Raw genomic sequence first — 25,102 nt, forward strand, 5'->3', positions numbered from 1 at the left:
CTTTCAGGGTGTGCGGGAAGCGAAGGGAGGGAGCGGGGCGCGGGTGCCGCGCCCCGGGGTTGTGCGGGGTTAGGAGGCGGCGGGGACGAGCGCGGGGCGCTCCAGGCAGAAGTGCGTCGGCCAGAGGCGACGGGCACCGTACGTGGCCTTGGCGTACGCGTGCGCGTCCGTGATCAGGTCATCGGTGATGTGCCGGTTGATCGTGGGCGCCATGCCCTTGTGCGTGCCGTCGAGGACGCGGACGGTGAGCTTGGACCGGCCGCCGTTGTTGATGAAGTGCAGCCGCGTCACGGTGCCTGCGACGTACTTACGGTCGACGTGCCACCACACCCAACCCGTCGCGTCGTCGAGGGCGGGGGTCGACAGCCGGCCCAGGGACTTCACGGGCTCCGGCGCGCGCTCCGGCTCCGGGTCCGGCGCGGACTCCAGCTCGATGAGGGCGGGTACTTCGTCGCCAAGTCCGAACCAGCCGAGAAGGTCAAAGTCGTCGTTCGCCACAGGGAGCGCGGACGGCCCCGGGGCGACGCGCAACGTCAGGGTGTCGCCGGTCGCCGGTCGGCGCAGGTCGGCCAGATCGTTCAGGAAGTAGTCCAGCCGGATGCACGGGTAGCTGATGTTGTCCCGCTCCGTGCCGTCGTTGTACCGGGTCAGGGCGTGCGTGATGTTGCCCCACTCGATGCGGGAGCCGAAGGGGTGCGCGGTGAACTGGACTTCGGCCACGCGCCCGGGGCGATCGGCGTACATGTTGCGCAGCTCGGTCACGGCGGCGTCCAGGAGGAACGCGGCGGGGTCGGACAGGTCGAACCGGGGGAGTCGGGCGGCGTCCGCATCGCGCTCGAAGTCGCCGAGGATGCACACCACCTTGAGGTTCGAGCGGTCCCACAGTCCCCCGGGGTAGCAGTGGTGGCCGGTCTCCCCTGCCTCGAACGCCAGCTCCAGGAGCGCGGAACGCTCCGCCTCCGGGGTGTCCGGGTGCAGCGCACGGGCGCGGGCGAACGTCGACAGGGCGAACAGGTGGGTACGAGGGTGCAGTTCGGGCACGGCGGTCTCTCCGGGTGTGGGGTGGGAAGGAGTGGGGCCCGGGGCGCGGCGGTTCGCCCCGGGCGGGGCGGTCAGTGGCGGGTGTCCGTGCCGCACACGCGGTTCCCCATCGTTCGGCAGTCCCACCCGGGCTCGTCCTCGTCTATCCGGCCGTCCCCGTTGCCGTCGCCGACCGTGACGGTGACCGTGGTGGCGGGGTGGGGCGTTGCGTCGGCACGGACGGCGCTGACGGTCGCGGCCCCGGCGAGGAACAGCAGCGCGAGGAGTCCGGCGAGTACGGCGGCGGCGCGGGTGCGGGTGATGAGGGCGCGCAGGAAGGACACGGCGGTCTCCGTTCGGGAAGGGGCGGGGCGCGGCGGCGGGTGCCGCGCCCCGGGGTGGGGGAGCGGCTACGCGGCGACGCGGGCCGCGCGCATCTCGGCGGCCTTCCGGCGCGCGGTGACGAGATCCGGAGCGAGCGGAGACAACACGACGAACCGTTCGTGGTCCCGACCGTTGACGTTCTGCTCCCAGTCGGCGACCTGCCCCCAGGCGTGACCGCGCGGGTTCCGGCACGGGTAGCGCTTCTGGAAGTGGGGGTCAGTGGACCGGGGCGAGCACGCTTCACAGTCCCACCCGAGGGCGAAGGCGTTGGAGCCGCTGAGCGTGCCGTCTGCGTTCAGCACGCACGCCAGGTAGACGCGGCCGATCTGCACGTCACCGGACGCGGGGAGCGGCAGACCGAGGGCGCGCGAGGCCTCCAACTCGGCGAGCGCTTCCCGGAATGCGCGGTGCGCGGCGTCGAGGGACGGCCCCCACTGGCCCGGGTCCTCCATCACGGTGCGCGCCTCCACGTACCGCTCCCACGCGGCGGCGGGGGCGGGCAGTTGTGCCAGGAGGCCGGCGGGGGTGACCGCCCACACGGTCTGGCCGTCAAGGTCGACGTCGCCGGGGGCGATTGAACTCCCGCACGGGCAATGGAACTTGCCGTCTGGTCCGGCGGTGAACGGGTGCGTGCCGCAGGCGACGCAGACGATGACGGTCACGGCTTCGGGCAGCGCGGGGGCTGCGGTGCGCGTGGGCATGGGGGTCTCCCCTTGATTCCGGAGCGTGGAGCGCGCCGGTTGCTCGTTCCGGCGTCGCCCTCTCGGTCGGTGTGAGCACCACAGTACATGACCACGAGTACAACTGACAACCAACACAAGAAACGAGGGGGCGTCACCCCTACAAAGGCCAGTAAGGAGCGGGTTTCAGATGGAGTGTTGACGCCTCACCATTGGCATGGTGTACAGTTCAACTCGTTGGACGGCACGAGCGAGCCGGACAACAAACGCTCCGAACCCGACCAGAAGGGGACACTCATGTCCGTCACCATGGACAAGCCCAGCGACACCCCCGAGCAGGACGACGAGTCGCTGTTCATCAGCGTCAGCCAGACCGCAGACGGGCGCGTGGAGTCCGTACGGGTCTCCGAACTGGAGCCCTACGCCGACGAGACGCTGTTCCGCAACGGGCGCACCACCGTGTGGACCGTCGACTTCGCCGAGGACCGCGACACCGACGAGTTCGACGCGGACAAGGTGCTCGACCTCACCCACACCGGCCGCTACCGGCACCAGGACACCGACGGATGGGTCAAGGGGGAGCGCATGGCCGCAGACTTCTACGCCAGCAACAGCCCCGAGCGGGCCACCCTGCGCGCCATAGAGGCCCACCTGATTCAGGCCGGATACCTGGACGCCTACACCGGCATGGTCATGTGCCAGGGCTACGGCCTCACGCTGATCCGGGGCGGCGAGGAGTTCTACGTCTTCCGCATGTCGGACGGGTGGCACCAGGCCATGCGTGACCACACCTCCTGTGACGGTTGGTACGAGTTCCCCAGCGTCTTCGCCCCCGCCGACGCCTCACCGCGCCGCGTCGCCAACGAGATCATCGACGAACTCGCCTGCATCGACCTGGACCTCTACGAGCGGCTTCCCCTCCGCCACCGGGCCCGCGTCTACGTCCGCACCTTCGGATGGCGCGCCCGACTCCACCGCATCACCTACCGGCTCACCCGCTTCAGCCGCACCGTCCGGGCCCGCATCGCCCGCTGACCCCGGTCCTGGGCGCGCCGCCACCCTCGGCGCGCCCAGGCCGGCCCCCGCGCGCACGCGTAGGACGGTCTCACCGGTTCCACGAACACCCCTTTGCGCTGGTCAGGGTGCTGCACCCCGTCTCGCGGGTGATGCCGCCCCGGCGCGTTTTCCTTCCCTCTGCCTCTTCCAGGGAGTCTCTGTGTCTGCTGCCCGCGATGACGGCCGCACCGACCACCGCACCGCCATGTTCCGCCCGCTCACCAGTCCGGCCGAGGTGATGTTCGCCGCGTACTCGAAGACTGCGTTCGTCCCTGAGTGGAACCGCGTTCCCAACGTGCCCCTTACCCGGGTGGTGTCCGGCGCGTTCCTGCGTGCCCTCTTGATCGACGCCATCCGTTGCTCGGGTGCCCTGGCGTTCGATGATCTGTCCCGCATGGTGGCGTTCACGTACGCCGCCGGGATGTACGACCACGCCACGTTCGAGTGCCGCCCCATGCCCACGCCCCGTACGCCGATCTGTGGTGAGTGCGGCCAGTGGGAGAGCGAGCACGGGAACCCCAACGCGACGTGCTGCAACAAGTTCGACGTTGAGCCGCGTCCGGACACCCCGCAGAACCCGCTGTGCGGCGGGTGCGACCAGCCGTTCCTTCACCACGGGCGTCAGTTCACCGTCGCGTGCCGTGGCTTCTTCCGGAAGTAGGCCCGCCGACTCCGCATCGTTCCGCGGCGCCATGTCGCGGAGCGGTGCGGGGGCCGACGGTGCCCCCAATCCACCTATGACCCCTGGAGGTCACCCATGTCCAAGGAAGCCACGGAGTACGGCATCCCCACGCCCAAGCAGAAGGACCTGACTCGGGCGGCGGGGGCCATAGCGCTCGGCCTCGTGGCCATCGCTCTGGCGATCCTCGCGCACGGCCTGCTCGTCGTCATCGCGGCGAGCTAGCCCGATACGCGGAACCGGGGCTTGCACTCAGCCGGCCCCGGTCTCCACGCTCCGCCGTTCCCCCATCTCCGGCCGCGCCGCACTGTCCGTCGCGGCCGGATTGAGGGCGCGCCGTAAGCGCATCTCCCGGGCCACCATGCGCCCGCCCGTCCCGCCCTTCCTCGCTTGGAGTACCGCCGTGTCTGTTCTTCCCCCGTCCGTGCTTCCCCTCGTTCCCTCCACCTTCGCGACCGGTGACCGCGTCTCGCACCGCGCCTGCACCCTGGAGCGGCTGGCCTCCGGGCGTTGGACGTGCGTGAAGTGCGGGCCATCGCTGGGCGCCACGGACGCGAGTGTCCGTGAGCTGTTCGTGAACCCGGAGTTCCTGGAAGCGCAGGGTGGAGTACCGCTGTTCTCCCCGGCGAACGTCCCCGACGACGCGCCCCTTCCCGGGCGTCCGGTGGCCGACGGTGAGAGCCCGTACGAGGCAGGCCGCCCGTACCTGTTCTGCTCGACCGGTGTCGAGAAGCCCGTGAGTCTCCAGGGCGTTCCGGCCGCCGAGCCTGGCCTGTGGGGTCCCGCTCAGTTCGCGTTCACCGCCAAGTCCGTGCCCGCGTGCAGCGACGTCTTCGAGACCTCCATGACCGAGACGGGGACGGTGTACCTCCGCGTCCCCGGGGTGACGCTCGCCTACGTCCCGGCGGACCTGCCGACCGAGCCCGAGATGGTCGCGCTCCTCTCGTACTCCGTGCTGCTCCACGCCTTCGCGCCGCTCACCGTCATCGACCTGTCGTGACTCCGCCCGGCGGGGGCGTTCCGTTCTCGTGCGCCCCCGCCGGCCCGCATCCCCTCTTCCTCGTTCCGTGCCCCCGGAGGACTCCGTCATGACCACCGCCGTTGCCGTCGACTCCCGCACATCGCTGCTGGCACTCAGGGCCGCTGTACGCGCCGTACGGCAGAACCCGGAACCGTCGACCCTCGGCGCGCTCCACCTGGCCGTGCAGGCGCTCCCCACGGAATCGTTCCACTGGAACCTTGAAGACGGTCATCAGCGGGTGCTCAAGTCGGTCGAGTTCGCCGAGGAAAGCCACCTCTTCCCCCGCATCGGCCACATGAACGATGCGGTGACCGACCTGACCCGGACGTTGCCGAGCTGGACACCCGCGTACGCAACGGTCGCGATGGCGGACGTCCTTCGCCTCCTGGCCGTGTGCCACGACCACAGGGCCGACATGGAGGACCACCCGCTTGACCCGTGGTCCCGCGCGGCCGAAGCGGGCGCGCGCCTAGTCGCCATCATGCTGCGCCGTACCGATGCCCGGCCCGCTGACGCCCTGATGGTGCGCACGGCCGGAGAGTTCGCCGCACTCATGCGGACGGCCGTCGCCGCCAACGCCGTGCTGGGCGCGTCCAACCTCGCCAAGGAGGCCGCGCGCGTCTACGGGCTGTTCCCCATGGGGCCCCGTATGCCGTTCGAGAACGGCGGTACAGCCGGATGGACGCGACGCCTCGGCGGCACCACCTACCGGTTCGAGCTGCTGGGCGTCGGATGGCACCAGCCGGAATACCCGCACGGTCGCGTGGAGGTCCGCATCCCCGGCTCGTACGAGGTTGTTCGGTCGTTCACGCTCACCGCCCGCACGCGCCGCAAGGTGATCGACCGCTTCGTCAGCTCCCTGTGATCCGCCCGGCGGGGCGTGCCGTCCGTGCGCCCCGCCGGCCCCCGTACTCCGTTCCCCCTTCGTGAGCCCTTTGGAGGACTCGCCCATGAGCACCGCCGTCCGCGCCGCCCTGTACCCCCTGATCACCGCCGGGCAGTCCGCCGTACGCGACATCGAGCGCCACGCCACCCCCGAGACGCTGCGCGCGGTCGACGCGGCCCTGTGCGCCCTCCCCGTGAACGAGATGGACGACCAGGCCGACCGCATCCTTCACGTCGCGATACAGGCCGTGTCGCTCGCCGAGGACGCCGAGGAATGGGCGCTGCTGGCGGACGTGGAGCGCACTGTGTCTCGGTTCCTGCACGAGCCGGACGGCGCCACGATGGAACACCCCGCCGTGAAGGCCCTCGTGCTGCTCACCTCCCAGTGCGGCAGCCGCTACGGCGTGCGTGTCGATGACCCGATCGAACTCCGTGCGTGGGTGGCCTCGCCGGAGCGGCAGGCCTGGAATCGCGCCTTCCTGCGCGGGCTGGATGCGCTGCGAGAGCTGGGAACCGCCATCGGGGGCTCGGACAACGGGCGCGCCCTGGACAAGGCCATGACCGAGTTCCTGACCGCCGTGCGGCGCGCCATCCCGTACTCGGCGCTGTACGAGACGCGGCGAGCCCTGGTGGAAGCGGCGCGCGCCTACGGGCTGTTCGTCATCGGGATGCGTCAGCCGATGCCGGTCGGTGGCCGGTGGGAGTGGGCCCGCCGCATCGGGAGCGCGACGTACCTGTTCGAGGTCGAGTTCCCGCACATGGACGGCGACCCGTACGGGGCCGTCGCGGTCCGGCGGATCGCCGAGGACGGTACGGCCGCGCCGGTGCGGTACATCCCGCTCGGCCCCGACGAGGAGCGCCGCCGCGCCGTCACCAAAGCCCAGTACCGCATCTGACCGCCCGCCGGCCGGGGCGCACTCCGTCCCGGCCCGCCGGTTCCCCCTGCTCTTCCCCTTCCCTGCCCGTACCTTCCCGGAGGCCTTCCGTGTCCAGTCAGCAGACGTCGACCGCCGAACTCGCCCGTCAGATCCTGTCCGCCGCATCCCTTCGCGTCATCGACGGGGAACTGTCCGAGGACTCCCGCGGCTACCGGGTCACCGAGCAGCACGACGGCACGGTGCAGGTCTCCCCAGTGGTGGACGGGCACACGACCGCCCCTGCCGGAGCGCAGTTCCGTGCGGGCGCTCTCGACGAGTGGCAGACCATGAACCGAACCGCGCTCGACGTGGTGACCGCCGAGGGGTGGGAGCGCATCGAAGACACCTGGGACGGCAACGTGTTCCGCGCCCCTGCCTGCGAGTTGCACCCCCTGGTGAAGGAGACGCGTCACGTCCTGGAGCGCGACGGCCGCCCCGGCTACGCCTGGTTCGACCTGTCCCTTCTGGAGTCCGACGCGGTGAAGGTCGACGTCGTGGGTGGCTACAACTGCCGACAGCTCTCGCTGAGCGACGTGGCATCACCCGCACTTCGTGCCGCCGGGTTCGACATCGAGACCGTTCACGAGGACGACGGCCGGGGGCGTAGGGACTGGCACACCGCCCACCACATGGTGGTGCGTCCCCCGGTGGAGCGGCGCGAGGAATGGGCTATGGCCCACACGGTCCGCCGTCTCCTTCAGGACAAGGAACGCAACAGGGGTTGGGACGTGCACATGGTGCCTGCTCTGCCCGACCACATGCCCGAGGGCTCCGCGCCGGACGCGCACCTTGGCGGCTTGCTGTTCCAGTTCGACGGCCACGCCGTCCACCACCCGGGGGCATTCGACTACACGCTCCGCCAGGCCGGTTACGACTTCGCGCCGAGCCGCCACAAGTGGTGGCGCCGCATACGCATCCTGCGGCCTGTCGCCCAGTAGCCCCGCCGGTCGGGGCGGCACCCGTCGCCCCGACCCCCGCCCGCTGTTCCCTCCCCTCGGCCGCGCCCGTCGCGACCGGGAGCAGGGCGCACCGTGCCCCGCCGTACCGAACCTGACCAGGAGAACAACCGTGTCCGTTGCCACCCTGTCCGCGCCGCCCGCCCGGTCGGCCCTGTTCCCCCCGCCGGCCGTTCCGCTGCACTTCGCCGACGGCGACCACTACGAGTGGCCCGCCACCGGGGACGTGTGGGTCCGTACCGCCGGGGAGTGGAGGCCGAAGCCGAACGACGGAAGCGGCTACCTGACCGACGAGGAGGTACGCGGGTTGCTGCACGCAGCCGTCACGCGCTGGGACGTGGGGCAGCGATTCGTGCCCGCCGTACCGGGGGACATCCTGCCGGGGTGGCGCATTCTTGCCCTGCCGCCGGTCTGTGACGTCGCCCAGTACGTGCTCGACCACCAGGGCGCGGGGCTCGTGCCCCTTCGCGAGCTGGTGGCCCGACACGACGAGGATGGCGCGTACGACGTCCCCGGCGTCATCAGCGGTTCGGCCATGACGGACGTGCTGACGATGATCGTCGCCGAGCACTCGCGCACCCAGGTGTCGTACGACAAGGCCGCAGGACGCGTCTACGTCCGGTACCAGCGGCCGAGTGACTTCGGCCCCTGGCAGGAGGCCTTGCCCTCGTTCGTGACGTGCCTCCACGTGTTCGTGTTCGCCGCGTCCCCGGCGGAGGCGTAGCCGTGTCGAACATCAAGGAGCGAGGGAACTTCGGCGACAAGCTGTTCCGGGAGTTCGGCGAGTACGTGAACGCCCTGATCGAGGCGGGCGAGCCGTGGAAAGAGGTCTGGCACGTCAAGCCGTGGCCGCCGGGCAGTCGTCTGTGGTGGCTGCACGGCCGCTTCCTGCTCGCCCGCGAGATGGCCGGGGACGGGGGCGTCCGGCTCACCGACGCGCAGGTGACGACGGAGCAGGAAGTGCGCATGGCGTACCTGGAGATGTTCCCCGCCGGCATGCCGGAGCTGTCCCCCTCCGATGGCTGACGCCCCGACCTTCAGACTCACCGAACTCTTCCCGCGAAAGCAGGCCTAACCATGCCCAACACCGCCCCCCGTCCCGTTCTGCCCTCCGTCAGCTTGGCCGCCCGGGTGACGACCCTGCTCGCCCGCTCCTTCCCCGAGTACATCCCCGGGGTGGTGTACGAGGGGTTCCGCGTCGAATCGCTCGACGCCCGCGAGCCGCGCCGCATGTTCGTCCGCTGGCACGGCGGCACGCCGACCCGGCCGGTGTGGACACACGGGCCCGCCCTCGGCCGTGAGAAGTACAAGGCCCAGATCCTCGAAGTACTCACCCGCAACGGGTACGCCGTGACGAACGTGCCCGGCCGAATGGACGTAGTCGTGGCCGACAAGCCACACGACACCAGCGGACCCCGCTTCGCTCCCGTCCCCTCCGACATCCCCGTCACCGCCCCGTGGCTGGTCATGGACCTGTGGACACGTGCGCACATCGCGACGGCGAACACCGAGGAGGAAGCCGTGGCCGAGACGATGGAGCGCGAACGCCGGCACACAGTCACCGAGGCGCGCATCGTCACCCATCAGAAGCTGTGGGACTTCCTGGAGGGGGCGGACGCAGTCCTTGGCGATGGACTGACGTGGCTGCGCCGGGAGGTCCACAAGGTGGTGAAGCACACCACGCCCGTGCGGCACAAACGCATCGACGCCCTGGTCGACGTCGCGAACGCGCTGCGGCGCGGTGACAGATTCACGGCGGAAGGCCGGTTGGTCGGGTATGAGACGCCGTACCCGGGCGCGGGGGAGGACCGGCCCGATACCTACTCGGTGCACTGGGTACCCAAGTCCGCTGCTCCGGCGGTCGGTTACTTCCCCGACGCGGAGTGGCAGCGGGGCCCGGAGGTGACCACGGCGATCACGCTGCTGATCGAGGCGGGGCTCACGCCCGTGCGATACGGCGAGCCGATCGGCGAAGGGGCAGTCATGTGCGAGGCGGACGGGTTCATGGTGAGCGCGGCCGACCCGTCGGACCTGCGGGTGCCGGGTATCCACATCGACGGCATCGGAAGTCCGTCGGCGGATCAAACGGCGCGCGTGCCCGAGGTGTTGCGTGCGGCCGGGTGGCGCGTCGAGGGCGACCGGGGTTGGCCCGGCGCATGGACGGCGTTCCCGCCGGCCGAGTAGCACCGGTGCGGGGCGGTCGGGAGGGTCCGGAGGGAGAATTCCGGACCCTCCCCCTACTCCCATTCATTGGCTTGGTGTACAGTTTTCCTTGTTGGACGGCACGAGCGAGCCGCACAACGAACGCTCCGAAACAACCAGAAAGGGGACAGCCATGTCCTCTCCCACGACCACCCTGCCGTTCACGGCCGCGGCCGTCCTGGACGCCGCCCGTACGGTCCTCGGCACCGGGTGGATGACGTTCCCCGCCCACAACGGGCGCATTGAGGGGACCGTCCGCTCCCACCACGGGCACGACGTCGCCGTCCTCGGCGCCGAGAACGGGCACCTCTTCACCGCCGGACTGCTGCCCGACGGCACTCGACAGGAGAGGGCGACCACTCCCAAGGTGCAGACCGCCGCCGCGTACGGCAGCGCCCTCGCCGACCTGATCACCCGGGATCACATCCCCGCCCACAACGCCCGCAGCACCTCGCGGCTGCACGTCGCCAAGCTGCGCGCCGCCCTGGGGCACGAGTTGGCCACCCACTGGGAGTTCGGCACGGCCACCACCACGTGGAAGGTGCCCGGCGGGGGCACCGGGCGCCACCACACCCGCCCGCTCCCACGCGGCGCCGGTGACCCGCCCGGCGGCCCCGGAGCCGAATCGTGGCTACGCCTGAACGGCCTCACCGCCGACCAGGCCGTGACCGTCCTCCGCGCGGTCCAGGCCGAGAACCGCGACAAGCGGCGGCAGCAGCCGGTGTACGGAGGCCTCGCGCAGCAGATGAAGGCGGCGGCCCCCGGTCTGCGGCCCATCGACACCTACAACTGGCCCCGGCTCGGCGGGAAGTGCACCACGTCCCTCTGCGTGGACGACGTGGTCAAGGTGGAGCTCCACTACGGCGGACGGTCCGGCGCCGTGAACGTCATCGTCACCGGCTCCGTCGACAACCAGCTCCGCGCCGCCCGCGCGCTCTGACCCCCGTACGGCCGCCGCCCGTCCCATGGCGGCGGCCGTACACCCCGCCTCGGCATTGGCCGGGTGTACGGAACCCCTCTTTGGCCGACACGAGCGAGTCGGCTCCCGCGCTCCGCAGACCAGAAGGACACCGCCATGACCACGCCCGGCATCCTCGCCGCACTGTCCACCAGACCCCGCAGAGACGCCCAGCGGGTGGCCGAGAAGCGGCGCATCCGTGAAGCGCTCGATCTCGCCACCCTCGAACGCGCGGTCACGCGCACCACCATGAACAAGCTGCGCACCAAGGCCGACGGCGTACGGCGTGAGGCAGCCGAGCGCGACGAGCTGAGCGCGCTCTACCCGCAGACCTCGGCCGAGGTCCGGAAGAACACCGAGGAGTTCAGCCGGCTCGCCGACGAGATGGCCATAGCGCGCGCACACGGCGCAGCCGCCCAGGTCGCGTACGAGTCCGCCGGACTGGAACGCGCGTGGTTCCGGCGCAAGGCGGCCAAGGAGGACGCCGGCGGCCGTGCCATCGTCGCCGAGCTGGCCACCGGTGTGCGCAACGTCGTTGCCCCCGGGTACGCCGTAACCCGTCTGTGGCGGCGCGAGCCGGGCAAGCCCATGGAACTGATCGACACCCACATGGTCAGCAAGAGCCGCGCGCGGTCCCTGATCGCGGCATGGTTCAAGTCCGAGAACGGGTGGGTGCTGCGCGACACCGACGACCGGCTGTTCGTCGCCACGCCCGCGATGGTGCTGGAGCTGGTGCCCACCGACATGGCGCCCCCGCACACCGAGGGGGACGTGCTGCGGGCCGCTCTGGAGGCGTACGGATTCCCCGCGTACGACGACGGCGAGGGCGGGTTCACGTGGCTCGCGGTCCCGCTGGACCCGAGCACGGCGGAGGACGACGTCTATCAGGGCACGCACCTGCGGATCAACTCGGGGGAGCAGGCGGACCGTGTCGCGTCCCTGCATGACGACGTCTGGAGCGCGTCGGTCTACGACGCCGAAGGCGACTACGTGACCACGCTCGACCCCGCCCCGGCCGGCTCGTCGGTCGCCGAGGACTCCGCGTTCTGTGCCGCGCTCGTCGCCGCGTACGCCGCCCTGGTCTCCCCGAAGTAGCCCCGGAGCGCCGCACTGCCCGCCCGCGCTCCGGCACGGGCGGGGAGGTGCGGAACCCCGGTTCCCTCCCTGCTCCACCACATCGAAAGGCTCATCATGCCCACCGCTCCGATACCCTTCGGCGCCCTCACCGTCATCGCCCAGCTCATCGACGCTGGCGTGGGCGCCTTCTGGGACTACGACGAGAGCATGCTCATCGCGCACCCGGCCACCATCAGCGAGGACGACGCGCTGATGAGCGGGCAGCACATCATGGTCAACTGGTCCGGCGCCGACAGAGTCACCGCGCCCGACGGCGCATCGTTCGAAGCCACTGCGTGGGAGCCCGACGGTCTTCCGGACTACGACAAGATCGCCACCGTCTATGCCACGCCCGTTGCTCGCCCGTTCGACGAAGAGGCCGCCCGGTGCGCCCGTGCCGTCGCTGAGTGGTTCGCCGGTCCCCGGCTCACGGCCGGCGATCTGCTCATTGCGGCGCTCGCCGAGTACGGCATCACCGCGGAGACCGGGATGTCCGTCGACTACGGCACCCACAGCGACATTGTCAGCGTCGCGCTGCCGTTGCCCTATGACGCGTACGCCCACCTGATCATCGCCGACCGAGACGGTTCCCTCCGGCACGTCCCCGCTGCGCACATCGGCTGGAGCGTCTTCCTGCACAACGAAGAGAGAGAAGCGCTCGGAGACCCCGTGTACATCGCGGGCGACGGCGGGTTCGTCGACTGCGCCGAGGACTCCGCCGCCGCCGCGGAGTTCATCGCCGACTTCCTGACCTCCCCGGTCTCCCGTCACTGCGACTGCTACGCCCAGGAGGGCCACGGCAGGCGCCACGACGACGAGTGCAACCGGTACCGGCGGCCGTGATCGCGCGCCGTGCCGTCCGCCGCACCTGGCCCTAGGACGCGCAACTCCCTTACTGCCTAACCCCGTTCACGCCCGGCCGGATGCTCCGGCCGGGCCGGAAGGAAGACACCCATGGCCCTGCTCAGCCCCACGGGCGCGAAGATCCTCCACGCCAACGACAACGGCGTCGTCTCCGGCCATCCCGCCGCCATGGCCCGGCTGGTGGCGGACACCTTGGTCGTTGCGCACGACGGCGACAGCGGTACGCACTGGATGACCGAGGCCGGGTGGGCGGCCCTGGCCAAGTGGCGGCAGAAATACGGCGACAGCCCTGTCAACACCTCCGTCGGTGTGCTGCCGAAACTGCCCGCCAAGCCGCACGAAGCGGTCCTCACGGCCGCGCGGCGCCCCGACCAGCTCGTCGCCGGACGCGACGACAGCAAGGTGTACTGGGCCGGAGAGCCCTGGTTCCGCGGCCCGACGCTGCGCGCCGTTCACCGGGCGGGGTACGCCGAGATCCGGCCCGAGCCGCACGACCGCGAGCCGCAGACGTTCGCGACCTACGAGCGCTCGCTCTACCTGACTCCGGCCGGGCGCAAGTATGCTCGGCAGCGCGGCAACATCGACGTACGACGGCGCCGGGTCGTCATCATCGCGTGCGGCCACGAGAAGGCTCCGGACCCGGGCGTGAACGAGTTCGGCAACGCGAACGCGGGCTACCCCGCCGGCGAACTCTACGTTGGGCAGTACCACCGATCCCTGCGCCGCGCGGCCGACGCCCTCACCGACCGGTCGCTGATCTGGATCTTCTCGGCGCTCCACGGCCTTGTGGATCTTGACCGCCCGCTCCACCCGTACGACGTCACGATCGGCGACGAGCGGGCCGTGACGGCAGACCGGATGGCCAAGGACACCGCGCGGTTCGGCCTGGACGACGCGGACGTCATATTCCTCGGCGGCCAGGAGTACGCCGCGCTCCTGCTCCCGTCCGTCCCGCATCTGCTCACACCGCTCGCCGGAGGTATGGGGGAGCACCGCGGCCTGTGCAAGCAGGCTCGCGAGGATGCCGCGGTTCGCGACGCCTGGTGGAAGGAAGCTGCCTCCCTCCACGCCACCCCCTCCACCCGCTGACTGCGGCCCCGGAACACCCTCCCGATGCGCCGAACTACCCGGCCCGCGCCCGCCGTTGGGCGGGCGCGTTCGGCTCATCGGCCGAAGGTCCGGCGCTGTGCCGCGTGCACGGCCAGGGCTTCGTCGAGGGCGGTCCGGGAGTAGTCGGGCCACCACCGGTCGTCAAAGTGCAAGGTGCTGTCCGTGCACTGCCAGAGCAGGAAGCCGGACAGACGGCGCTCGCCGGAGGTGCGGACGATCAGGTCCGGGTTGGGCAGGCCGGCCGTGGTCAGGTACCGCTCGATCGGCAGTGTGACGGCCGGGTTGTACTCAGGGCATGTGGCCGCCTGGTGGGCAGCCCGCCGGATCTCGTCGTGACCGTCGTAGCCGATCCCGAGGCAGACAGCCATCCCGACCCGCTGCGCCGTAGTCGCCTCGGCGTACTCGATCGCCTCCAGCAGTTGCGGGGTCGCGTAGCCACGGAGGGCACCGTTGTGCAGGACGCGTACCGGACCGCTCGACTCGTCGGCGACGGTGCGCAGCAACTCGGCGATGACGTCGACCAGGACGACGACTTCCTCCGCTTCACGCTGGAAGTTCCGACTCGACATGAGGAACACACTGGCGGCTTCGAGGCCGAGTTCGCGGCAGTGGCCGAGCACCTGGTGGACCGTCAGTGCCCCGTGCCGGAAGCCGCTCTCCGTGCTCATGCCCCGCGCGCGAGCCCACCGTCGGTTGCCGTCAGCGATGAAGGCGATGTGGCGGGCCGGTGCACGCGGGGCAGGGGCAGTGGAGATCGTCATGGCTGGGTTGTGTACGTGTCCTGATCGGCTTACGTCATGCGCTCAGGAGAGAGAAGACGACGCCTGCGGTGCTGGTGCCGGCGATGGCACCAGCAACGGTCTGGGCGAGGGTGTGGTCACGGAGGGAGATACGGGACCAGGCGATCACGGCGACGAGGGGGTAGGCGATCCAGACGAGCGGGCCCCAGGTGAGGGCGAGCATCGCCAGGGCGCCGCCGGCCACCGCGGTGTGAACCGAGATCTTCCACTTCCACACGGCGGTGGGGACCAGGAGGACCGCCAGGGTGGCGAGCATCGCGACGACCAGGGCGAGCATGTCGTCGGGGGCGTCGAAGACGAGCATGCCCCCGATGCCGACGCCGACCGACGCCATGATGACGGGTATCAGGAGCTTGCGGCGCTGGACTTGCCCGACGTGGCGGTCGGCCCACTTGCCGCTGCGCATGCCCTTCTTGATGTACGTCATGGGGATCGCGGCGGCGAACACGATGGCCTCGATCGCCCACAGCAGCCCGGTGATCGGGTTGTCCTGGGCGAGGCCGATGCCGAGGCTCACCAGGATAATGACGTTCCGGGGTTCCGCCCGGTCGGTGATGAGCCGGGCGGCACGGTTTTCCTCGCGGGTGGGGGCGGCGGCGGTGCTGGTCATACGGCGACTTCCTGGAATGCCGTCGGGCTGGTGAAGGCCTTGAGGGCTTCGGCCATGCGGGGGTCGGTGTAGTAGTCGGTGACCCGGGCCAGCCAAAAGGCGTTGGCCTGAAGGTCGTTGTGGAGGGATAGCAGGGAGATCGCGGGGCGCTCGGCGGTCGGCTCTCCTTCGACGGCCTTGTTGCGGGCTACGCGCAGGCAGATGGCTTCGCGGGCAGCTCGGCAGTCCGCGCCGTGAAGGCCAGCGGAGTGTGCAGCCGCGAGGGCTCGGCGCGGCAGGTCGTCATCGATCCAGGGCAGTAGTTCGAACGCGGCATCGGATATCGCTACCACTCGGTTGTCGAGACGTCCGTACAGGTTGCCGAGGTTGCGGCGGTCGTCGGTCGCGGAGGTGCCTTCGCGGAAGTACTTCCGGACCGCGTCCGGGGGGAGGATCGACGCCATCTCCTCCCAGAGAGGGCGGATGCGGATCAGACCTCGCCGGTAGCGAATCGACTGCATGACCATGTCTGCTCCGCGGACGGAGCTGCCGACGAGGACGAGGAGGATGCAGACCAGTTGCATCAGGCTGCCGCCGCGGTGGAACTGGGCTTCGTCGAGCGGGTACTTCCATCCCAGCAGTCCACAGGCGAGGTAGCTGAGCCGGTAGATGGGGTAGAGGACGCCCACGGCGCTGCCTGCGCCCATGAGGCCCATGCAGTAGCGCAGGAGTCTGCTGGTGGTGCGGCGGGCCGCCGTCAGGCACAGGACAGTAGACATCGTCTGGGCGACGCCGATGGTCACCAAGTACATCGTCAGGTGGATCGTTCCGGCGACGTTGCCGTACTGCGGTGTGGCGAAGTCGGTCGATCCGTCCGGTGCGGTGATGGACTGGGCGGCGTGGGGGAATGCCACGGATGCGGCAGTGCCCGTCACGACGAAGATGATCATTCGGGACTTGAGGCCTATCCAGCGGTACCAGGCCGGCTCAGGCTCTCGGGGCGGGACGACGGAGTGGACCCATCCGAGCACGAGCATGCTGGCGAGCATGACGACCAGGTGCTTGGGCAGGATCGCCGCGTCGTGGAAGCCGGTCAGGCGAGCCAGGGCGTGCTCGATCACGGTCAGACGCAGGGTCGCGCCGGCCGAGAGCGCGGTGAAGGTGCCGAGCAGCGCCCACTGTCCTGGGGTCTTGGGCCGGGCACGGAGCCGGAGTGCGACCACCAGCCACAGGGGCACGGTAGTGAGCAGGTCTATGACATCGTCAGCGGGCACGCACGACTCCGAAGTTCAGTAGCGGCAGGGTGAGTTAGAGGCTGCGGTGCAGCCGGTCGAGCAGAGGGTCGGCCTGGTAGCGGGTATCCCTGGCCTGATCAGCGGCCTTGCGGCGGAGGAGATACGCGAAGTCCTCCGCTTGGGTCTCGTACCGCTGGTACAGCGGATCGCTGGGGCCGTCCTGGGAACGGGCTCGCCCGAGGAGGCAGCCACCGAGGAAGTCGGCGCTGAGCAACTCGTACTCGGGCTCGGGCTCGGGGTCGGTGGGCAGGATCACCGGCTGATGTCCAAGCAGGATGTGCCCGTACTCGTGAGCCAGGCTGTGCACTTCCGCCGAGCCGGTGAGCGCGCTGTCGAGCCAGATGGCATCGCTCGGCAGGTGGGGGCGAGTGAGCCAGAGGGCGTTGGCGTGCAGGCCGGGGAGCGGGCACTCTCCACGCAACAGGTCCAGTGGACGGTGATAGTCCCGAACGATGACGGCGAACAGCGACTCAACTGTGAGGGGGTTGGGGGCGGAAAACTCTTCGAGGGCGCGCCGGACTTCTCGGTCCTGAGGGGGCTTGATCACCGGAGTGAAACACCTTGTGGGGGATAGTCAGTCAGTATCGGTCGAAACGGTGGACTCGTTCTCGTCCTCCATGTCCTGGAGTTCGGAGAGCGTCCTGACGTACCTCACTGCCTTGGCCATGGCAGCGGGTGCCAAACGCCGTGCGGTCCGCGCGAGCACCGCCACTTCTTCCGAGTCCTGATCGTCCGCATGCCGAGTTCGACGCCTGGACCGGACCCGACGTTGTGCTTCCCTGACCAACTTGTTGGACGCATCGCCGCCAAGAGCGTTGAAGACGTCGAGATCCACCTGGAAGACATCAGCAAGCACCGACGCATAAGGCAGGGTCGGCTTGGGGCCGTTGGGCTGGCGGAGCTTGCGGATGTACTCAGTGGTGATAGTCCCATCGCCGTGACGACGGTTGATCTCGTCGGCGATCTCCTTGTTGGTGTACTCGATGAACTTCCCTGGTCTGTCAGGGTCTGCGCGCGCGCTGGCCTCGAAGAGGAGGTTCAGCACCTCGGCGAAGGAGGGCGCCTTGGGCTTGGCTGAGGTCACAGGTGGTGGATCTTTCTTGGCGAGGTGGCGACGAGAGCACCCTACCGGGTATCCAACGATCGTTGGTTCACAGGTTTCTGACACAACAATCGTTTGACGCGTGAGCGTTCACAGACTTTGATGGGGCATCGGAGCTTCACGTTCCGGCGGCAGCCGGTCACAGCTTGCTCACAGTCTCATCCGGCGGGAACGGGGGAACCTTTCTCGCACCGTGCGCTGAGGGGAACCCCATTGCCAATCCGCCCTCTCGATGGGCCTCATGAGAGGTCTGTCGCCATCTCAGCACGGCTCTCGGCGCGTGCTCCGTTCCCTGTGGGCTTGGCCATCACCCGCCGCAGCCGTTTCACCGTGTCCTCCAACGGATCAGCCTCGGTCCAGGCCCGGAAGGTAGCCCGGAGCGTGCTCGGGCTCATGGTCGGCACTGGCAACGATGCCGAGAGGACCGTGCGCCGCATTGAGAACTGCCTCTCCGAGCTGGTGGCCGTCGCCTATCTGCGCACGTTCGGCGCCGACATGCTCTGCGAGATCTGGATGGACGCCGAGCACGTGTTCATCTCCGTGGAGCACGACGAGGCACTGCCCGTTCAACCGAGCGAGACCAGCGCTGGTCTCAACATCGTGAAGACGATCGCCGACGACTACGGCACCCACATCACCGGCACCACACACCAGACCTGGGCCGCCATCCGCCGCGTGTGATCCCAGGTGTTCCCCTGGGGAACACCTCGCCGCTACGCCGCCACCGCCCACTCCGGAAGAGGCACCGGCCGGTCAGGATCGGTCACATCCCATCCGTTCCAGGCAGGATCAAGGATCTCCCCGGTGGTCCGGTCGACCGCGTCGACCGGCACGAGCGGACCCGCGTTGGTCAGTCCCCGGGCCAGCGCCTTCACACTCCTCATCAGCAGCCTCCATGCCCGGTAGAGCGTCCGCTCCCGGCGGTGCCGCTCCTGACGCCGGCGTCCGGCCCCTCTTGTCCCGCGGTGGTCCGCAGCCGCTTCCAGTACCTTCTCGTCGGCTGTGACACCAAGTTCACCGGAGAGTTGCGGAGCCAGGTAGAACAGACCCTCCTGCTCGACGACGAGGTTGTCCGCGAGCAGGAGGTCCAGACGTCGTACGACGGTCGTGCGGTGGAACCCGGAGGCCTCTCGAAGCTGCTTCGCGGTGAGTCCGTCCGACTCGTCGAGGAGCGTCAGCAGGCGAGCGCCGGTGGTGCCGTGGCCGTAGCGGTGGAAGGCGTCGTGACCGATGAGCTGGCTGAGGCTCTTGGTGTCTGTGTGCACGACTGGTACAGGGCTCCTGCCCCCCCTGGTAGCTGGGGATGGGGGGTGTACCGGTCCTGCACACTCGCCTTTCACCCAGTCAGGAAGGCGCAGCCGCCACCGAGAAGCCTTGTCCGTACCGCTCCCCGACGACTCCAGCCTGAGCCACCCAGCCGCCTCGATACGCCTGTTGCTGTCAGCCGCAGTGCCCTTCGCGCAACCCATCTCCTCGGCCAGCCGCCGCACAGACACACTGTGGTCCAGCCCGCCCGACTCCTCGCACAACCGCAGCCGTACGGTCAGGTTCTTGAGGTCCGTGTCCTTGCCGCCGCGGCAGGGCCACACGAGCCGATCGACCGCCTCGCGCACCTCGTTGACGGCCTCCCACGCGCTGTGGCGGCAGGAGATCGCGGGCCGGTCAGCCACGTACTCGCGGGCCTTGAGCAGCATCCCGGTGAGCTTGCCCTCGGCGTACTCCGAACCCTTGCGGGCCCGCAGCAGCCGCGCCCACTCGCCGGCGGCCGTCGGGGTGTAGATCAAGGCCCGGTGGAAGTCTGCGGGGGCCCAGCGGCGGCCGGGCTGGGACACGGCGACCGCGAGCGCCATGGTGATGCGGTAGCCCGCGTCCGAGTCGTTGTACCCGGCGTAGCGGCCGGCGACGTCGCCCTCCAGGAGCAGCCGCTTCATCTGCTCGGACAGACCCTTTGTCAGGGCCGGGTCAACCTTGGCGACGGTCTGCTGACGATGCGACTGCGATCTCTCCGCGATAGCCGCGCGATCGTTTTCTCGGCGCGTCGGCCGGATTGACTGGCCGCGCGCGGGGACATGGGGCATCATTACTCCGTGCTCTTGGGTCTCCTGAGGGCGCAAAAAAGCCCTCGGTAACGGGGGTTCGGGATGAACCAGGTGAAACCGCACTCACGTGCGGGGAGCCAACGGGCCTACGCCAAGGCCCGAGTAACGAAGCGGCCGGCAACTCGACGCCACATCGAGTTCACGGCCTGGAGGACTGGCTGGGACGGGACCGCTGCCAACGGAAACGACCTCGCACAGACCTCGCAGCAGGACTAGGTCACGACGACCTCCACAGGGGGAGAGAAGGGCAGAGCGGATGCCACGGTCGCCGAATGGGTAGGGCAGACCTCCGCCGAGGGGGACACCGACAGACCAGACTGAAGACCAACGAACGCACGTAGGCCCACCGGAAGCCGGCGCACGACGCGCCGCCCGGTGGGCCTATCTGTTGTTGCGTGATCCCACCCGGAGGCGGGTACATTGGTCCTCATCGAGACCAGTCCTCGTGTTAGGTCTCCCAGATCGGCCCCGTCAGATGCTCGCTGCAAGGTTTCCAGGCCTTAATTGCAGCAGAGCGGCGGGGCTTTTCCGGTTCTAGTGGTCTTGTGGCGGTACCGGCGCGAAGAGGGTCCCGTGGGGGACACACATGATCGCGACGGTATTCGTGTGCACAGACTAGACCTTCCAGTCCCCCTCTCGGGTGCATCTTCACCGGGCGTGCCGGGCCGTGTCGGTGACGAACTGTCATGACCGGCGGCGCCGCTCGAACGCCGCGCTGGCTTTGTCGGCCTGGTACTCGCACAGTTCCCTGTCCTCGTGGTAGGCGAGGGGGATGTCCTCCAGGGTGTCCCACAGCGCCCACGACAACTCGCGGCTCCGGTAGCGCTCGCCGTCCTCCGGCCGGTATCGCGCCTGGTACCGCGGCTGCGCGCGAAGCTGGCGAGCAAGCACTCCGGCGTCCTCGAACAAACCCGAGAGGCGCCGCTCGGTGGCGGGGGAGGCGGGCACCGGGTCGCCGCCAACGGGTGACGCCGCAGGAGGCAGCGGCCACTCGTTGGTGTTGAGGCCGGCGGCCAGCAGCTCGGGGAGCGGAGTCCGCGATCGTCGGGCGAGGAGATAGGTCTGCTGTTCCTCGCGCGTGCCCGTACGGCGCTCGCCGAGGGCCACGTGGACGGCTTCCAACTCTTCGGCGATCTGCTGGGCTTCGCCCTCGCGTCCATCTCGTCGTGCGGACTTCAGGGCGCCGATCGTGCGCGACCGCCACGCAGTGATTGATTCCTCCGCCATCTGTTCGTCCCTGAGTCGAGTCGACGGGGCAGGAGGACAGACCTGCCCGTGGGTCGTTGCGTGGTGCAGGACGCGCGAGTCCTGAGCATGGTTGCAGGCGTCCGCGGGCCTTCGCTCCGATTATTGGGATAACCGGCCCCAGGCCTCTCTTTCGTTGGTGGCTTCTTTTCAACGCGCGAGACCAGGGCCGCGCTGCCGCGCGGGCGCCTAGAAGGACCGGCCTGGGGCCGGTTATCCCTGTCTTGTCATTGCGAACCATGAGGCAGTTCACCGTAGTAGATCGCGGTGTTCTCCTCGTGACGAGGGCGTGGTGGCGAGGAGGAAGCTGAACCAGGGCGAGGCCGTTCAGCCCTGCATGCTGCTCGACGGTCGGGCCTGCGGGAGCCTGTGCCGGCGGACGCGCTTGAAGAGAACGGAGCCCTGGTCGTCACGAGAGACCGTGAGAGTGCCGCGGCGGCGGCCGGCGCGAAGCACCTTGTCCGCTTCTCCGACGGACAGGCCGATCAGCTTCGCGCTCTCGGCGACGCACACCCACGTCTCGTACGGCAGCCGGTTGATCTGGTCCGCCAGGCGGGCGCTCGACATGGCCGCCTCCCCCTTCGTCTCTGGTATGCCGGTTGCTCATCCCGGCGGCATGGGTTGACCACACACCATAGTGCACACCACGGCAAAGGTCACGGACTTGGCTGAAGGGGGCATGAGTGGCTGGATTCTGGTTACGCGTGCCAGCAGACACGAACTACTCAGTAACGGTTCTGCAACAGCAGTCCCGTGGTTCAATCACGCACGGGCCGACGGCATATGACAGATCGTCCGATAATGTGGCGGTGCGAACCCGGATTAACCTTCTCACTCAACGTGAACAGCACAATTACCTCAGTGGCCAATCTTTCGAACCTCTGTGCGAATTGATGCTCGCCAACTCGTCCCGGCCTGTCGGAAGATTGCGTTCCAGCGCCGATCAAGACGGGGGAGCGATCCGGTATGGCCGAGACCCGCAGCACGAGCGAGAACACGTCGTGCGACGGCGAACTCGGGCACCCTCTGGAGATCGCAGCATCAGCCGCGGCCAAGGACCCCACGAACAAGGAAGCCCTCGCCGAGCTGTTCGAGGGGCTGTACGAACCGGTCGTGCGGTTCATGCAGGCGCGCGTCCAAGACCCTGCCACGGCTGAGGACTTGGCACAGGAAGTCTTTGTGAAGATCGTGCAGAAGATCGGCAACTACAGCGGGGGCGGCGTCTTCGCGTGGGTGTGGGCGATCTCGCGCAATGTCTACAACGACTACTTCCGCCCGATGAAGAACCGCGGCTTCGAACAGCCCACCGGCGAGATGTGGCACCTGGACACTCCGAGCGCCGCCATGGGGCCCGAGGAGCTGGCGGAGTGGGAAGAGCTACGCCGAGCACTCAAGAGCAAACTGGACAAGCTGCCTGACCAGCAACATATGGTTCTTCTCCTCCGTATCTCCTGCGGGTACTCCACTGCTGAGACAGCGGAGATTATGGGGAAGCCAGTGGGTACCATTCGCGTGTTGCAGTGCCGAGCACTGGCCAAGCTGCGAAAGCTGATGCCCAAGGGCGGCAGCAGTCTGGCAACGTTTCTGTTGTCTGCTACCGAAGCGCAGCGGGAAGACGATGTAATACACGCAGCGCCCGTGATGCTGAGGGAGAGAAACGATGCTGGGTCGAGGGGATAGCGCCGTCGCAGAGCAGCTTGATCGCTGCCTGTCCGGCGACGCCGAGCCTGACAGCACCGCGATACGCGGCATGGTCATGGCTGCCGCTGCTCTCGCTCCGCGGCGTCCCATCAGCGAGGGTGCCCGTGAGCGCGCCTTGTCCGCCATGATGCGCGAGGTCGATCGCCGTACGCACCCGCTGGCCACTGAGCACTCCGAGGATCTTGAGGACCCCGGCATGCACGCCCGCGTGGCCCAGGTCGGCCCCGGCATGGAGATGCGCGTCGCCGACATCGAAGAGATCGACGACGTACGCCTTGAGCAGATCGCTTCCAAGCTCGCCGAGCGCATGCGCCGAGACGCCCCGGACCGCAATCAGTGAGTGATGGCATCAGGGAACTCCATGTCTACGAAGACGACATGGAGACCGATTGCCTGGTCTTTGACAACACCGAAGAGGGCGTCAGGGCCATCATCCTGCGGCCGGGCCAGTCCTTCGACAACGCCGTCAAAGCAGTCAAGCGCCTCTGCCCGGAGTTGAGCTTCCCGCGCATCCAGGACTTGGTGCGTACGAACTGCCCCAGCATCATCGAGATGAACGAGCGGCTGGGTGTCGAGCAGAACGTCCCACGCTTCGAGGCCGCTCCCGACGCCGGCGTCATAGCCCCGGCTCCGGCGACGACCACCGGCGCTCACCGCCGGCCCCGGCCTCCGCGCTGGGCCCGCATCACAGCCGTGGCCGCGCCCGCACTCCTCGGCGGCGTCGTCCTCGCCAACCTGTTCAACTCGGGTGCCCCCAAGGGGCCTCCCACACCGCCGTCACTCAGCCAGGACGACAAGGCCGCCGCCAGCACGTACAAGGACCCCGCATTCAAGAAGATCGCCGAAGGCGGTCAGATCAAGTGCGACCCCATGAGCGCCTACGAGGCCAAGTGCGTGGACCAGGACGGCAAGGTCATGACGAGCGAGGCGTCGGTAGGCACCTCGACGGCGTTCACGTTCTCCTACGACTACGAGAAGGTCGGCTTCCGGCTCTTCCCCGACGTCGACTCCGCCTCGGCCTGGAGCGCCGAAGAGGGCAACAAGGACCTCTACCAGAACGTGAAGCAGCACGGGCGCGTCGTGCTGTGGGGGACGGACGCCAAACGCATCCGTGAGTGGGAGCAGCCGTTCATCGAGAACGAGCGCCGCGCCGCCCGGAAGAAGCAGGGGCTGGGAAGCGCGACTTCGTACGTCGGGACGGGCGGCCAGTCGCTCACGACTACCGCGACGCCCCTTCCGGACCGGCTCGCCGTTCTCGCGTTCGGCACTCTCGGTGTCACCGAGGAATCGGTCGAGCGAGCGGTTCGCAGCGACGACGTGCAGTCGCATCAGCTCCTCCAGGCCGTCCAGCTTGTGCTGGGCAACGCGGACGTGAGCCAGCTCGGGACGATCCCGTCGGGCGGAGGCGATGCCGTCGCCGTGGTTATCGACGCGGACGACCCGCCAAAGGCTCCGTCTGACGGCGTACTCACCCAACTCGACCCGACGCCGGTCATCACCACGGGCGCGATCCCGGCTACTCCGACTGTCGTCAACGAGCCGAGCCCGCCGACACCTGCTCCCTCGCCTACGACAGCGACCCCCACCGAGACGAAGCCAGCCGAGACCAGCACTGCCACGCCCTCAACGGGCGACTCCAAGCAGACGGATACACGGTCGGAGGAGCCCTCAACTCCTGTTGCCACAACGCCCGTTGCCACACCGCCCGCGGAGCAGACGCCCGAGCCGGAGCCCGCTCAGCCCGACCCGGTCGAGCCCACTCCCGCTGACCCCGCTCCCGTGGCCAGCGACCCGGCACCGGTTGACGCTGCGCCGTCCGCCGCCGAGGAGCCGGTGACCGATCCAACCGTCGGTGACGACCAGCAGGACGATCAGCAGCCGGAGACGCTTCCGGCTCCCCCCGTACAGGAGGAGCCGGAAGACGACGGTCTGGGCATGGACACCCTGCCCTCTGCCTGGGCAGCCTAGAACGGCGGGTTCGGCTGACCTCCGCCGCTGTTCCACGGATCGCCGGCCGAGGCGCTGCCGGCCGACACCCCGGACCGCTGGCCCGACACCTTGGTCACCTTTGCCGTGGCGCGCGTCAGCGACGGCCCCACCTCGTCCACGTCCAGCTCGTAGACGGTTCGCTTCACCCCCTCCCGGTCCTCGTAGGAACGCTGCTTCAGGCGCCCCTGCGCGATGATGCGCATGCCGCGCTGGAGGGATTCGGCGGCGTTCTCCGCGGCCTGCCGCCAGACCGAGCAGGACAGGAACAGTGCCTCCCCGTCCTTCCACTCGTTGGTCTGCCGGTCGAAGGTTCGCGGGGTGGACGCGACGCGGAACTTCGCGACCGCGGAACCGGAGGGGGTGAAGCGCAGCTCGGGGTCGTCAACCAGGTTGCCGACGACGGTGATGACGGTCTCGCCTGCCACGGAGGGCCT

Annotated in this window: 30 protein-coding genes; 18 read left to right on the top strand and 12 right to left on the bottom strand. The window is 69.1% G+C overall.

Annotated elements, in window-relative coordinates; genetic code table 11:
• Positions 1-69: 69 nt before the first annotated feature.
• The 3 genes from AB0I69_RS42725 to AB0I69_RS42735 all read right to left on the bottom strand — a co-directional run bounded on the left by AB0I69_RS42725 (position 70) and on the right by AB0I69_RS42735 (position 2,105).
• The gene (locus AB0I69_RS42725; protein ID WP_363101207.1) at positions 70-1,041 is read right to left on the bottom strand and encodes a hypothetical protein; all 972 of its coding nucleotides are present in this window, start codon (positions 1,039-1,041) and stop codon (positions 70-72) included.
• Positions 1,042-1,112: 71 nt separating this feature from the next.
• Positions 1,113-1,364: a hypothetical protein gene (locus AB0I69_RS42730; RefSeq protein ID WP_363101208.1), complete on the bottom strand. Its 252-nt coding sequence runs from the start codon at positions 1,362-1,364 to the stop codon at positions 1,113-1,115.
• A gap of 66 nt (positions 1,365-1,430) precedes the next feature.
• Positions 1,431-2,105 carry a hypothetical protein gene (locus AB0I69_RS42735; RefSeq protein WP_363101209.1) on the bottom strand — a complete coding sequence of 225 codons (675 nt, stop codon included), beginning with the start codon at positions 2,103-2,105 and terminating at the stop codon, positions 1,431-1,433.
• Positions 2,106-2,321: 216 nt separating this feature from the next.
• Here AB0I69_RS42735 and AB0I69_RS42740 point away from each other — a divergent pair, with 216 nt between their 5' ends.
• The 14 genes from AB0I69_RS42740 (at position 2,322) to AB0I69_RS42805 (ending at position 13,827) form a co-directional block, all read left to right on the top strand.
• Complete coding sequence (locus AB0I69_RS42740; protein ID WP_363101210.1) at positions 2,322-3,119, top strand: hypothetical protein; 798 nt, start codon at positions 2,322-2,324, stop codon at positions 3,117-3,119.
• Between the two features lie 181 nt (positions 3,120-3,300).
• The gene (locus tag AB0I69_RS42745) at positions 3,301-3,801 is read left to right on the top strand and encodes a hypothetical protein (RefSeq protein ID WP_363101211.1); all 501 of its coding nucleotides are present in this window, start codon (positions 3,301-3,303) and stop codon (positions 3,799-3,801) included.
• Between the two features lie 96 nt (positions 3,802-3,897).
• Positions 3,898-4,044, top strand: coding sequence for a hypothetical protein (locus AB0I69_RS42750; protein ID WP_363101212.1), 147 nt, complete (start codon positions 3,898-3,900; stop codon positions 4,042-4,044).
• A 178-nt stretch (positions 4,045-4,222) separates the two neighbouring features.
• Positions 4,223-4,819 carry a hypothetical protein gene (locus tag AB0I69_RS42755; RefSeq protein ID WP_363101213.1) on the top strand — a complete coding sequence of 199 codons (597 nt, stop codon included), beginning with the start codon at positions 4,223-4,225 and terminating at the stop codon, positions 4,817-4,819.
• A gap of 88 nt (positions 4,820-4,907) precedes the next feature.
• A complete protein-coding gene (locus tag AB0I69_RS42760; protein ID WP_363101214.1) occupies positions 4,908-5,705 on the top strand; it encodes a hypothetical protein in 798 nt (265 codons plus the stop codon).
• A gap of 85 nt (positions 5,706-5,790) precedes the next feature.
• A complete protein-coding gene (locus AB0I69_RS42765; protein ID WP_363101215.1) occupies positions 5,791-6,621 on the top strand; it encodes a hypothetical protein in 831 nt (276 codons plus the stop codon).
• Between the two features lie 89 nt (positions 6,622-6,710).
• Positions 6,711-7,580, top strand: coding sequence for a hypothetical protein (locus AB0I69_RS42770; protein WP_363101216.1), 870 nt, complete (start codon positions 6,711-6,713; stop codon positions 7,578-7,580).
• A gap of 130 nt (positions 7,581-7,710) precedes the next feature.
• On the top strand, positions 7,711-8,322 hold the full coding sequence (locus tag AB0I69_RS42775; protein WP_363101217.1) for a hypothetical protein: 612 nt from the start codon (positions 7,711-7,713) through the stop codon (positions 8,320-8,322).
• Between the two features lie 2 nt (positions 8,323-8,324).
• Positions 8,325-8,624 carry a hypothetical protein gene (locus AB0I69_RS42780; protein ID WP_363101218.1) on the top strand — a complete coding sequence of 100 codons (300 nt, stop codon included), beginning with the start codon at positions 8,325-8,327 and terminating at the stop codon, positions 8,622-8,624.
• 51 nt (positions 8,625-8,675) lie between these two features.
• Complete coding sequence (locus AB0I69_RS42785; protein ID WP_363101219.1) at positions 8,676-9,782, top strand: hypothetical protein; 1,107 nt, start codon at positions 8,676-8,678, stop codon at positions 9,780-9,782.
• Positions 9,783-9,933: 151 nt separating this feature from the next.
• Positions 9,934-10,740: a hypothetical protein gene (locus AB0I69_RS42790; RefSeq protein ID WP_363101220.1), complete on the top strand. Its 807-nt coding sequence runs from the start codon at positions 9,934-9,936 to the stop codon at positions 10,738-10,740.
• A gap of 135 nt (positions 10,741-10,875) precedes the next feature.
• The gene (locus AB0I69_RS42795) at positions 10,876-11,853 is read left to right on the top strand and encodes a hypothetical protein (RefSeq protein ID WP_363101221.1); all 978 of its coding nucleotides are present in this window, start codon (positions 10,876-10,878) and stop codon (positions 11,851-11,853) included.
• Positions 11,854-11,949: 96 nt separating this feature from the next.
• Positions 11,950-12,717, top strand: a complete 768-nt coding sequence (locus AB0I69_RS42800; protein ID WP_363101222.1) for a hypothetical protein — start codon at positions 11,950-11,952, stop codon at positions 12,715-12,717.
• Between the two features lie 111 nt (positions 12,718-12,828).
• On the top strand, positions 12,829-13,827 hold the full coding sequence (locus AB0I69_RS42805) for a DUF6884 domain-containing protein (RefSeq protein WP_363101223.1): 999 nt from the start codon (positions 12,829-12,831) through the stop codon (positions 13,825-13,827).
• Between the two features lie 74 nt (positions 13,828-13,901).
• On the opposite strand, the gene uppS is transcribed toward AB0I69_RS42805, so the two are convergent.
• From uppS to AB0I69_RS42830, 5 genes are read right to left on the bottom strand one after another with little or no spacing between them, the layout of a single operon-like run.
• Positions 13,902-14,609 (bottom strand): polyprenyl diphosphate synthase, encoded by a 708-nt coding sequence (uppS, locus tag AB0I69_RS42810; RefSeq protein ID WP_363101224.1) that lies wholly within the window; start codon positions 14,607-14,609, stop codon positions 13,902-13,904.
• A 34-nt stretch (positions 14,610-14,643) separates the two neighbouring features.
• Positions 14,644-15,258, bottom strand: a complete 615-nt coding sequence (locus AB0I69_RS42815; RefSeq protein ID WP_363101225.1) for a hypothetical protein — start codon at positions 15,256-15,258, stop codon at positions 14,644-14,646.
• Complete coding sequence (locus tag AB0I69_RS42820) at positions 15,255-16,511, bottom strand: MAB_1171c family putative transporter (RefSeq protein WP_363101226.1); 1,257 nt, start codon at positions 16,509-16,511, stop codon at positions 15,255-15,257. Before AB0I69_RS42820 ends, AB0I69_RS42815 begins: the two co-directional genes overlap by 4 nt.
• 34 nt (positions 16,512-16,545) lie before the next feature.
• Positions 16,546-17,079: a hypothetical protein gene (locus AB0I69_RS42825; RefSeq protein ID WP_363101227.1), complete on the bottom strand. Its 534-nt coding sequence runs from the start codon at positions 17,077-17,079 to the stop codon at positions 16,546-16,548.
• A 27-nt stretch (positions 17,080-17,106) separates the two neighbouring features.
• On the bottom strand, positions 17,107-17,616 hold the full coding sequence (locus tag AB0I69_RS42830; RefSeq protein ID WP_363101228.1) for a hypothetical protein: 510 nt from the start codon (positions 17,614-17,616) through the stop codon (positions 17,107-17,109).
• Between the two features lie 318 nt (positions 17,617-17,934).
• Here AB0I69_RS42830 and AB0I69_RS42835 point away from each other — a divergent pair, with 318 nt between their 5' ends.
• Positions 17,935-18,315: a hypothetical protein gene (locus AB0I69_RS42835; protein WP_363101229.1), complete on the top strand. Its 381-nt coding sequence runs from the start codon at positions 17,935-17,937 to the stop codon at positions 18,313-18,315.
• A gap of 32 nt (positions 18,316-18,347) precedes the next feature.
• Here the strand turns inward: AB0I69_RS42835 and AB0I69_RS42840 are convergent, their stop codons facing one another.
• The 3 genes from AB0I69_RS42840 to AB0I69_RS42850 all read right to left on the bottom strand — a co-directional run bounded on the left by AB0I69_RS42840 (position 18,348) and on the right by AB0I69_RS42850 (position 21,545).
• On the bottom strand, positions 18,348-19,565 hold the full coding sequence (locus AB0I69_RS42840; RefSeq protein WP_363101230.1) for a hypothetical protein: 1,218 nt from the start codon (positions 19,563-19,565) through the stop codon (positions 18,348-18,350).
• A gap of 852 nt (positions 19,566-20,417) precedes the next feature.
• Positions 20,418-20,960: a hypothetical protein gene (locus AB0I69_RS42845; protein WP_363101231.1), complete on the bottom strand. Its 543-nt coding sequence runs from the start codon at positions 20,958-20,960 to the stop codon at positions 20,418-20,420.
• A 345-nt stretch (positions 20,961-21,305) separates the two neighbouring features.
• Positions 21,306-21,545 carry a hypothetical protein gene (locus AB0I69_RS42850; protein ID WP_363101232.1) on the bottom strand — a complete coding sequence of 80 codons (240 nt, stop codon included), beginning with the start codon at positions 21,543-21,545 and terminating at the stop codon, positions 21,306-21,308.
• Between the two features lie 399 nt (positions 21,546-21,944).
• Here AB0I69_RS42850 and AB0I69_RS42855 point away from each other — a divergent pair, with 399 nt between their 5' ends.
• The 3 genes from AB0I69_RS42855 (at position 21,945) to AB0I69_RS42865 (ending at position 24,647) form a co-directional block, all read left to right on the top strand.
• A complete protein-coding gene (locus AB0I69_RS42855; RefSeq protein WP_363101233.1) occupies positions 21,945-22,658 on the top strand; it encodes a sigma-70 family RNA polymerase sigma factor in 714 nt (237 codons plus the stop codon).
• Between the two features lie 76 nt (positions 22,659-22,734).
• Positions 22,735-23,019, top strand: a complete 285-nt coding sequence (locus tag AB0I69_RS42860; RefSeq protein WP_363101234.1) for a hypothetical protein — start codon at positions 22,735-22,737, stop codon at positions 23,017-23,019.
• Between the two features lie 38 nt (positions 23,020-23,057).
• Entirely contained in the window at positions 23,058-24,647 is a 1,590-nt protein-coding gene (locus tag AB0I69_RS42865; RefSeq protein WP_363101235.1) for a hypothetical protein, read from the top strand.
• On the opposite strand, the gene AB0I69_RS42870 is transcribed toward AB0I69_RS42865, so the two are convergent.
• The gene (locus tag AB0I69_RS42870; RefSeq protein WP_363101236.1) at positions 24,644-25,093 is read right to left on the bottom strand and encodes a single-stranded DNA-binding protein; all 450 of its coding nucleotides are present in this window, start codon (positions 25,091-25,093) and stop codon (positions 24,644-24,646) included. The genes AB0I69_RS42865 and AB0I69_RS42870 overlap by 4 nt on opposite strands.
• Positions 25,094-25,102: the final 9 nt, after the last annotated feature.

The organism is Streptomyces sp. NPDC050508 (assembly GCF_040655155.1).
Lineage (GTDB): Bacteria > Actinomycetota > Actinomycetes > Streptomycetales > Streptomycetaceae > Streptomyces.

Coding starts and splice junctions, on each gene's coding strand:
- AB0I69_RS42850 (WP_363101232.1), bottom strand. CDS start 21,545: ATGTCGAGCGCCCGCCTGGCGGACCAGATCAACCGGCTGCCGTACGAG.
- AB0I69_RS42790 (WP_363101220.1), top strand. CDS start 9,934: ATGTCCTCTCCCACGACCACCCTGCCGTTCACGGCCGCGGCCGTCCTG.
- AB0I69_RS42845 (WP_363101231.1), bottom strand. CDS start 20,960: ATGGCGGAGGAATCAATCACTGCGTGGCGGTCGCGCACGATCGGCGCC.
- AB0I69_RS42840 (WP_363101230.1), bottom strand. CDS start 19,565: ATGAAGCGGCTGCTCCTGGAGGGCGACGTCGCCGGCCGCTACGCCGGG.
- AB0I69_RS42785 (WP_363101219.1), top strand. CDS start 8,676: ATGCCCAACACCGCCCCCCGTCCCGTTCTGCCCTCCGTCAGCTTGGCC.
- AB0I69_RS42855 (WP_363101233.1), top strand. CDS start 21,945: ATGGCCGAGACCCGCAGCACGAGCGAGAACACGTCGTGCGACGGCGAA.
- AB0I69_RS42735 (WP_363101209.1), bottom strand. CDS start 2,105: ATGCCCACGCGCACCGCAGCCCCCGCGCTGCCCGAAGCCGTGACCGTC.
- AB0I69_RS42865 (WP_363101235.1), top strand. CDS start 23,058: ATGGAGACCGATTGCCTGGTCTTTGACAACACCGAAGAGGGCGTCAGG.
- AB0I69_RS42765 (WP_363101215.1), top strand. CDS start 5,791: ATGAGCACCGCCGTCCGCGCCGCCCTGTACCCCCTGATCACCGCCGGG.
- AB0I69_RS42760 (WP_363101214.1), top strand. CDS start 4,908: ATGACCACCGCCGTTGCCGTCGACTCCCGCACATCGCTGCTGGCACTC.
- AB0I69_RS42805 (WP_363101223.1), top strand. CDS start 12,829: ATGGCCCTGCTCAGCCCCACGGGCGCGAAGATCCTCCACGCCAACGAC.
- AB0I69_RS42750 (WP_363101212.1), top strand. CDS start 3,898: ATGTCCAAGGAAGCCACGGAGTACGGCATCCCCACGCCCAAGCAGAAG.
- uppS (WP_363101224.1), bottom strand. CDS start 14,609: ATGACGATCTCCACTGCCCCTGCCCCGCGTGCACCGGCCCGCCACATC.
- AB0I69_RS42795 (WP_363101221.1), top strand. CDS start 10,876: ATGACCACGCCCGGCATCCTCGCCGCACTGTCCACCAGACCCCGCAGA.
- AB0I69_RS42815 (WP_363101225.1), bottom strand. CDS start 15,258: ATGACCAGCACCGCCGCCGCCCCCACCCGCGAGGAAAACCGTGCCGCC.
- AB0I69_RS42800 (WP_363101222.1), top strand. CDS start 11,950: ATGCCCACCGCTCCGATACCCTTCGGCGCCCTCACCGTCATCGCCCAG.
- AB0I69_RS42860 (WP_363101234.1), top strand. CDS start 22,735: ATGGCTGCCGCTGCTCTCGCTCCGCGGCGTCCCATCAGCGAGGGTGCC.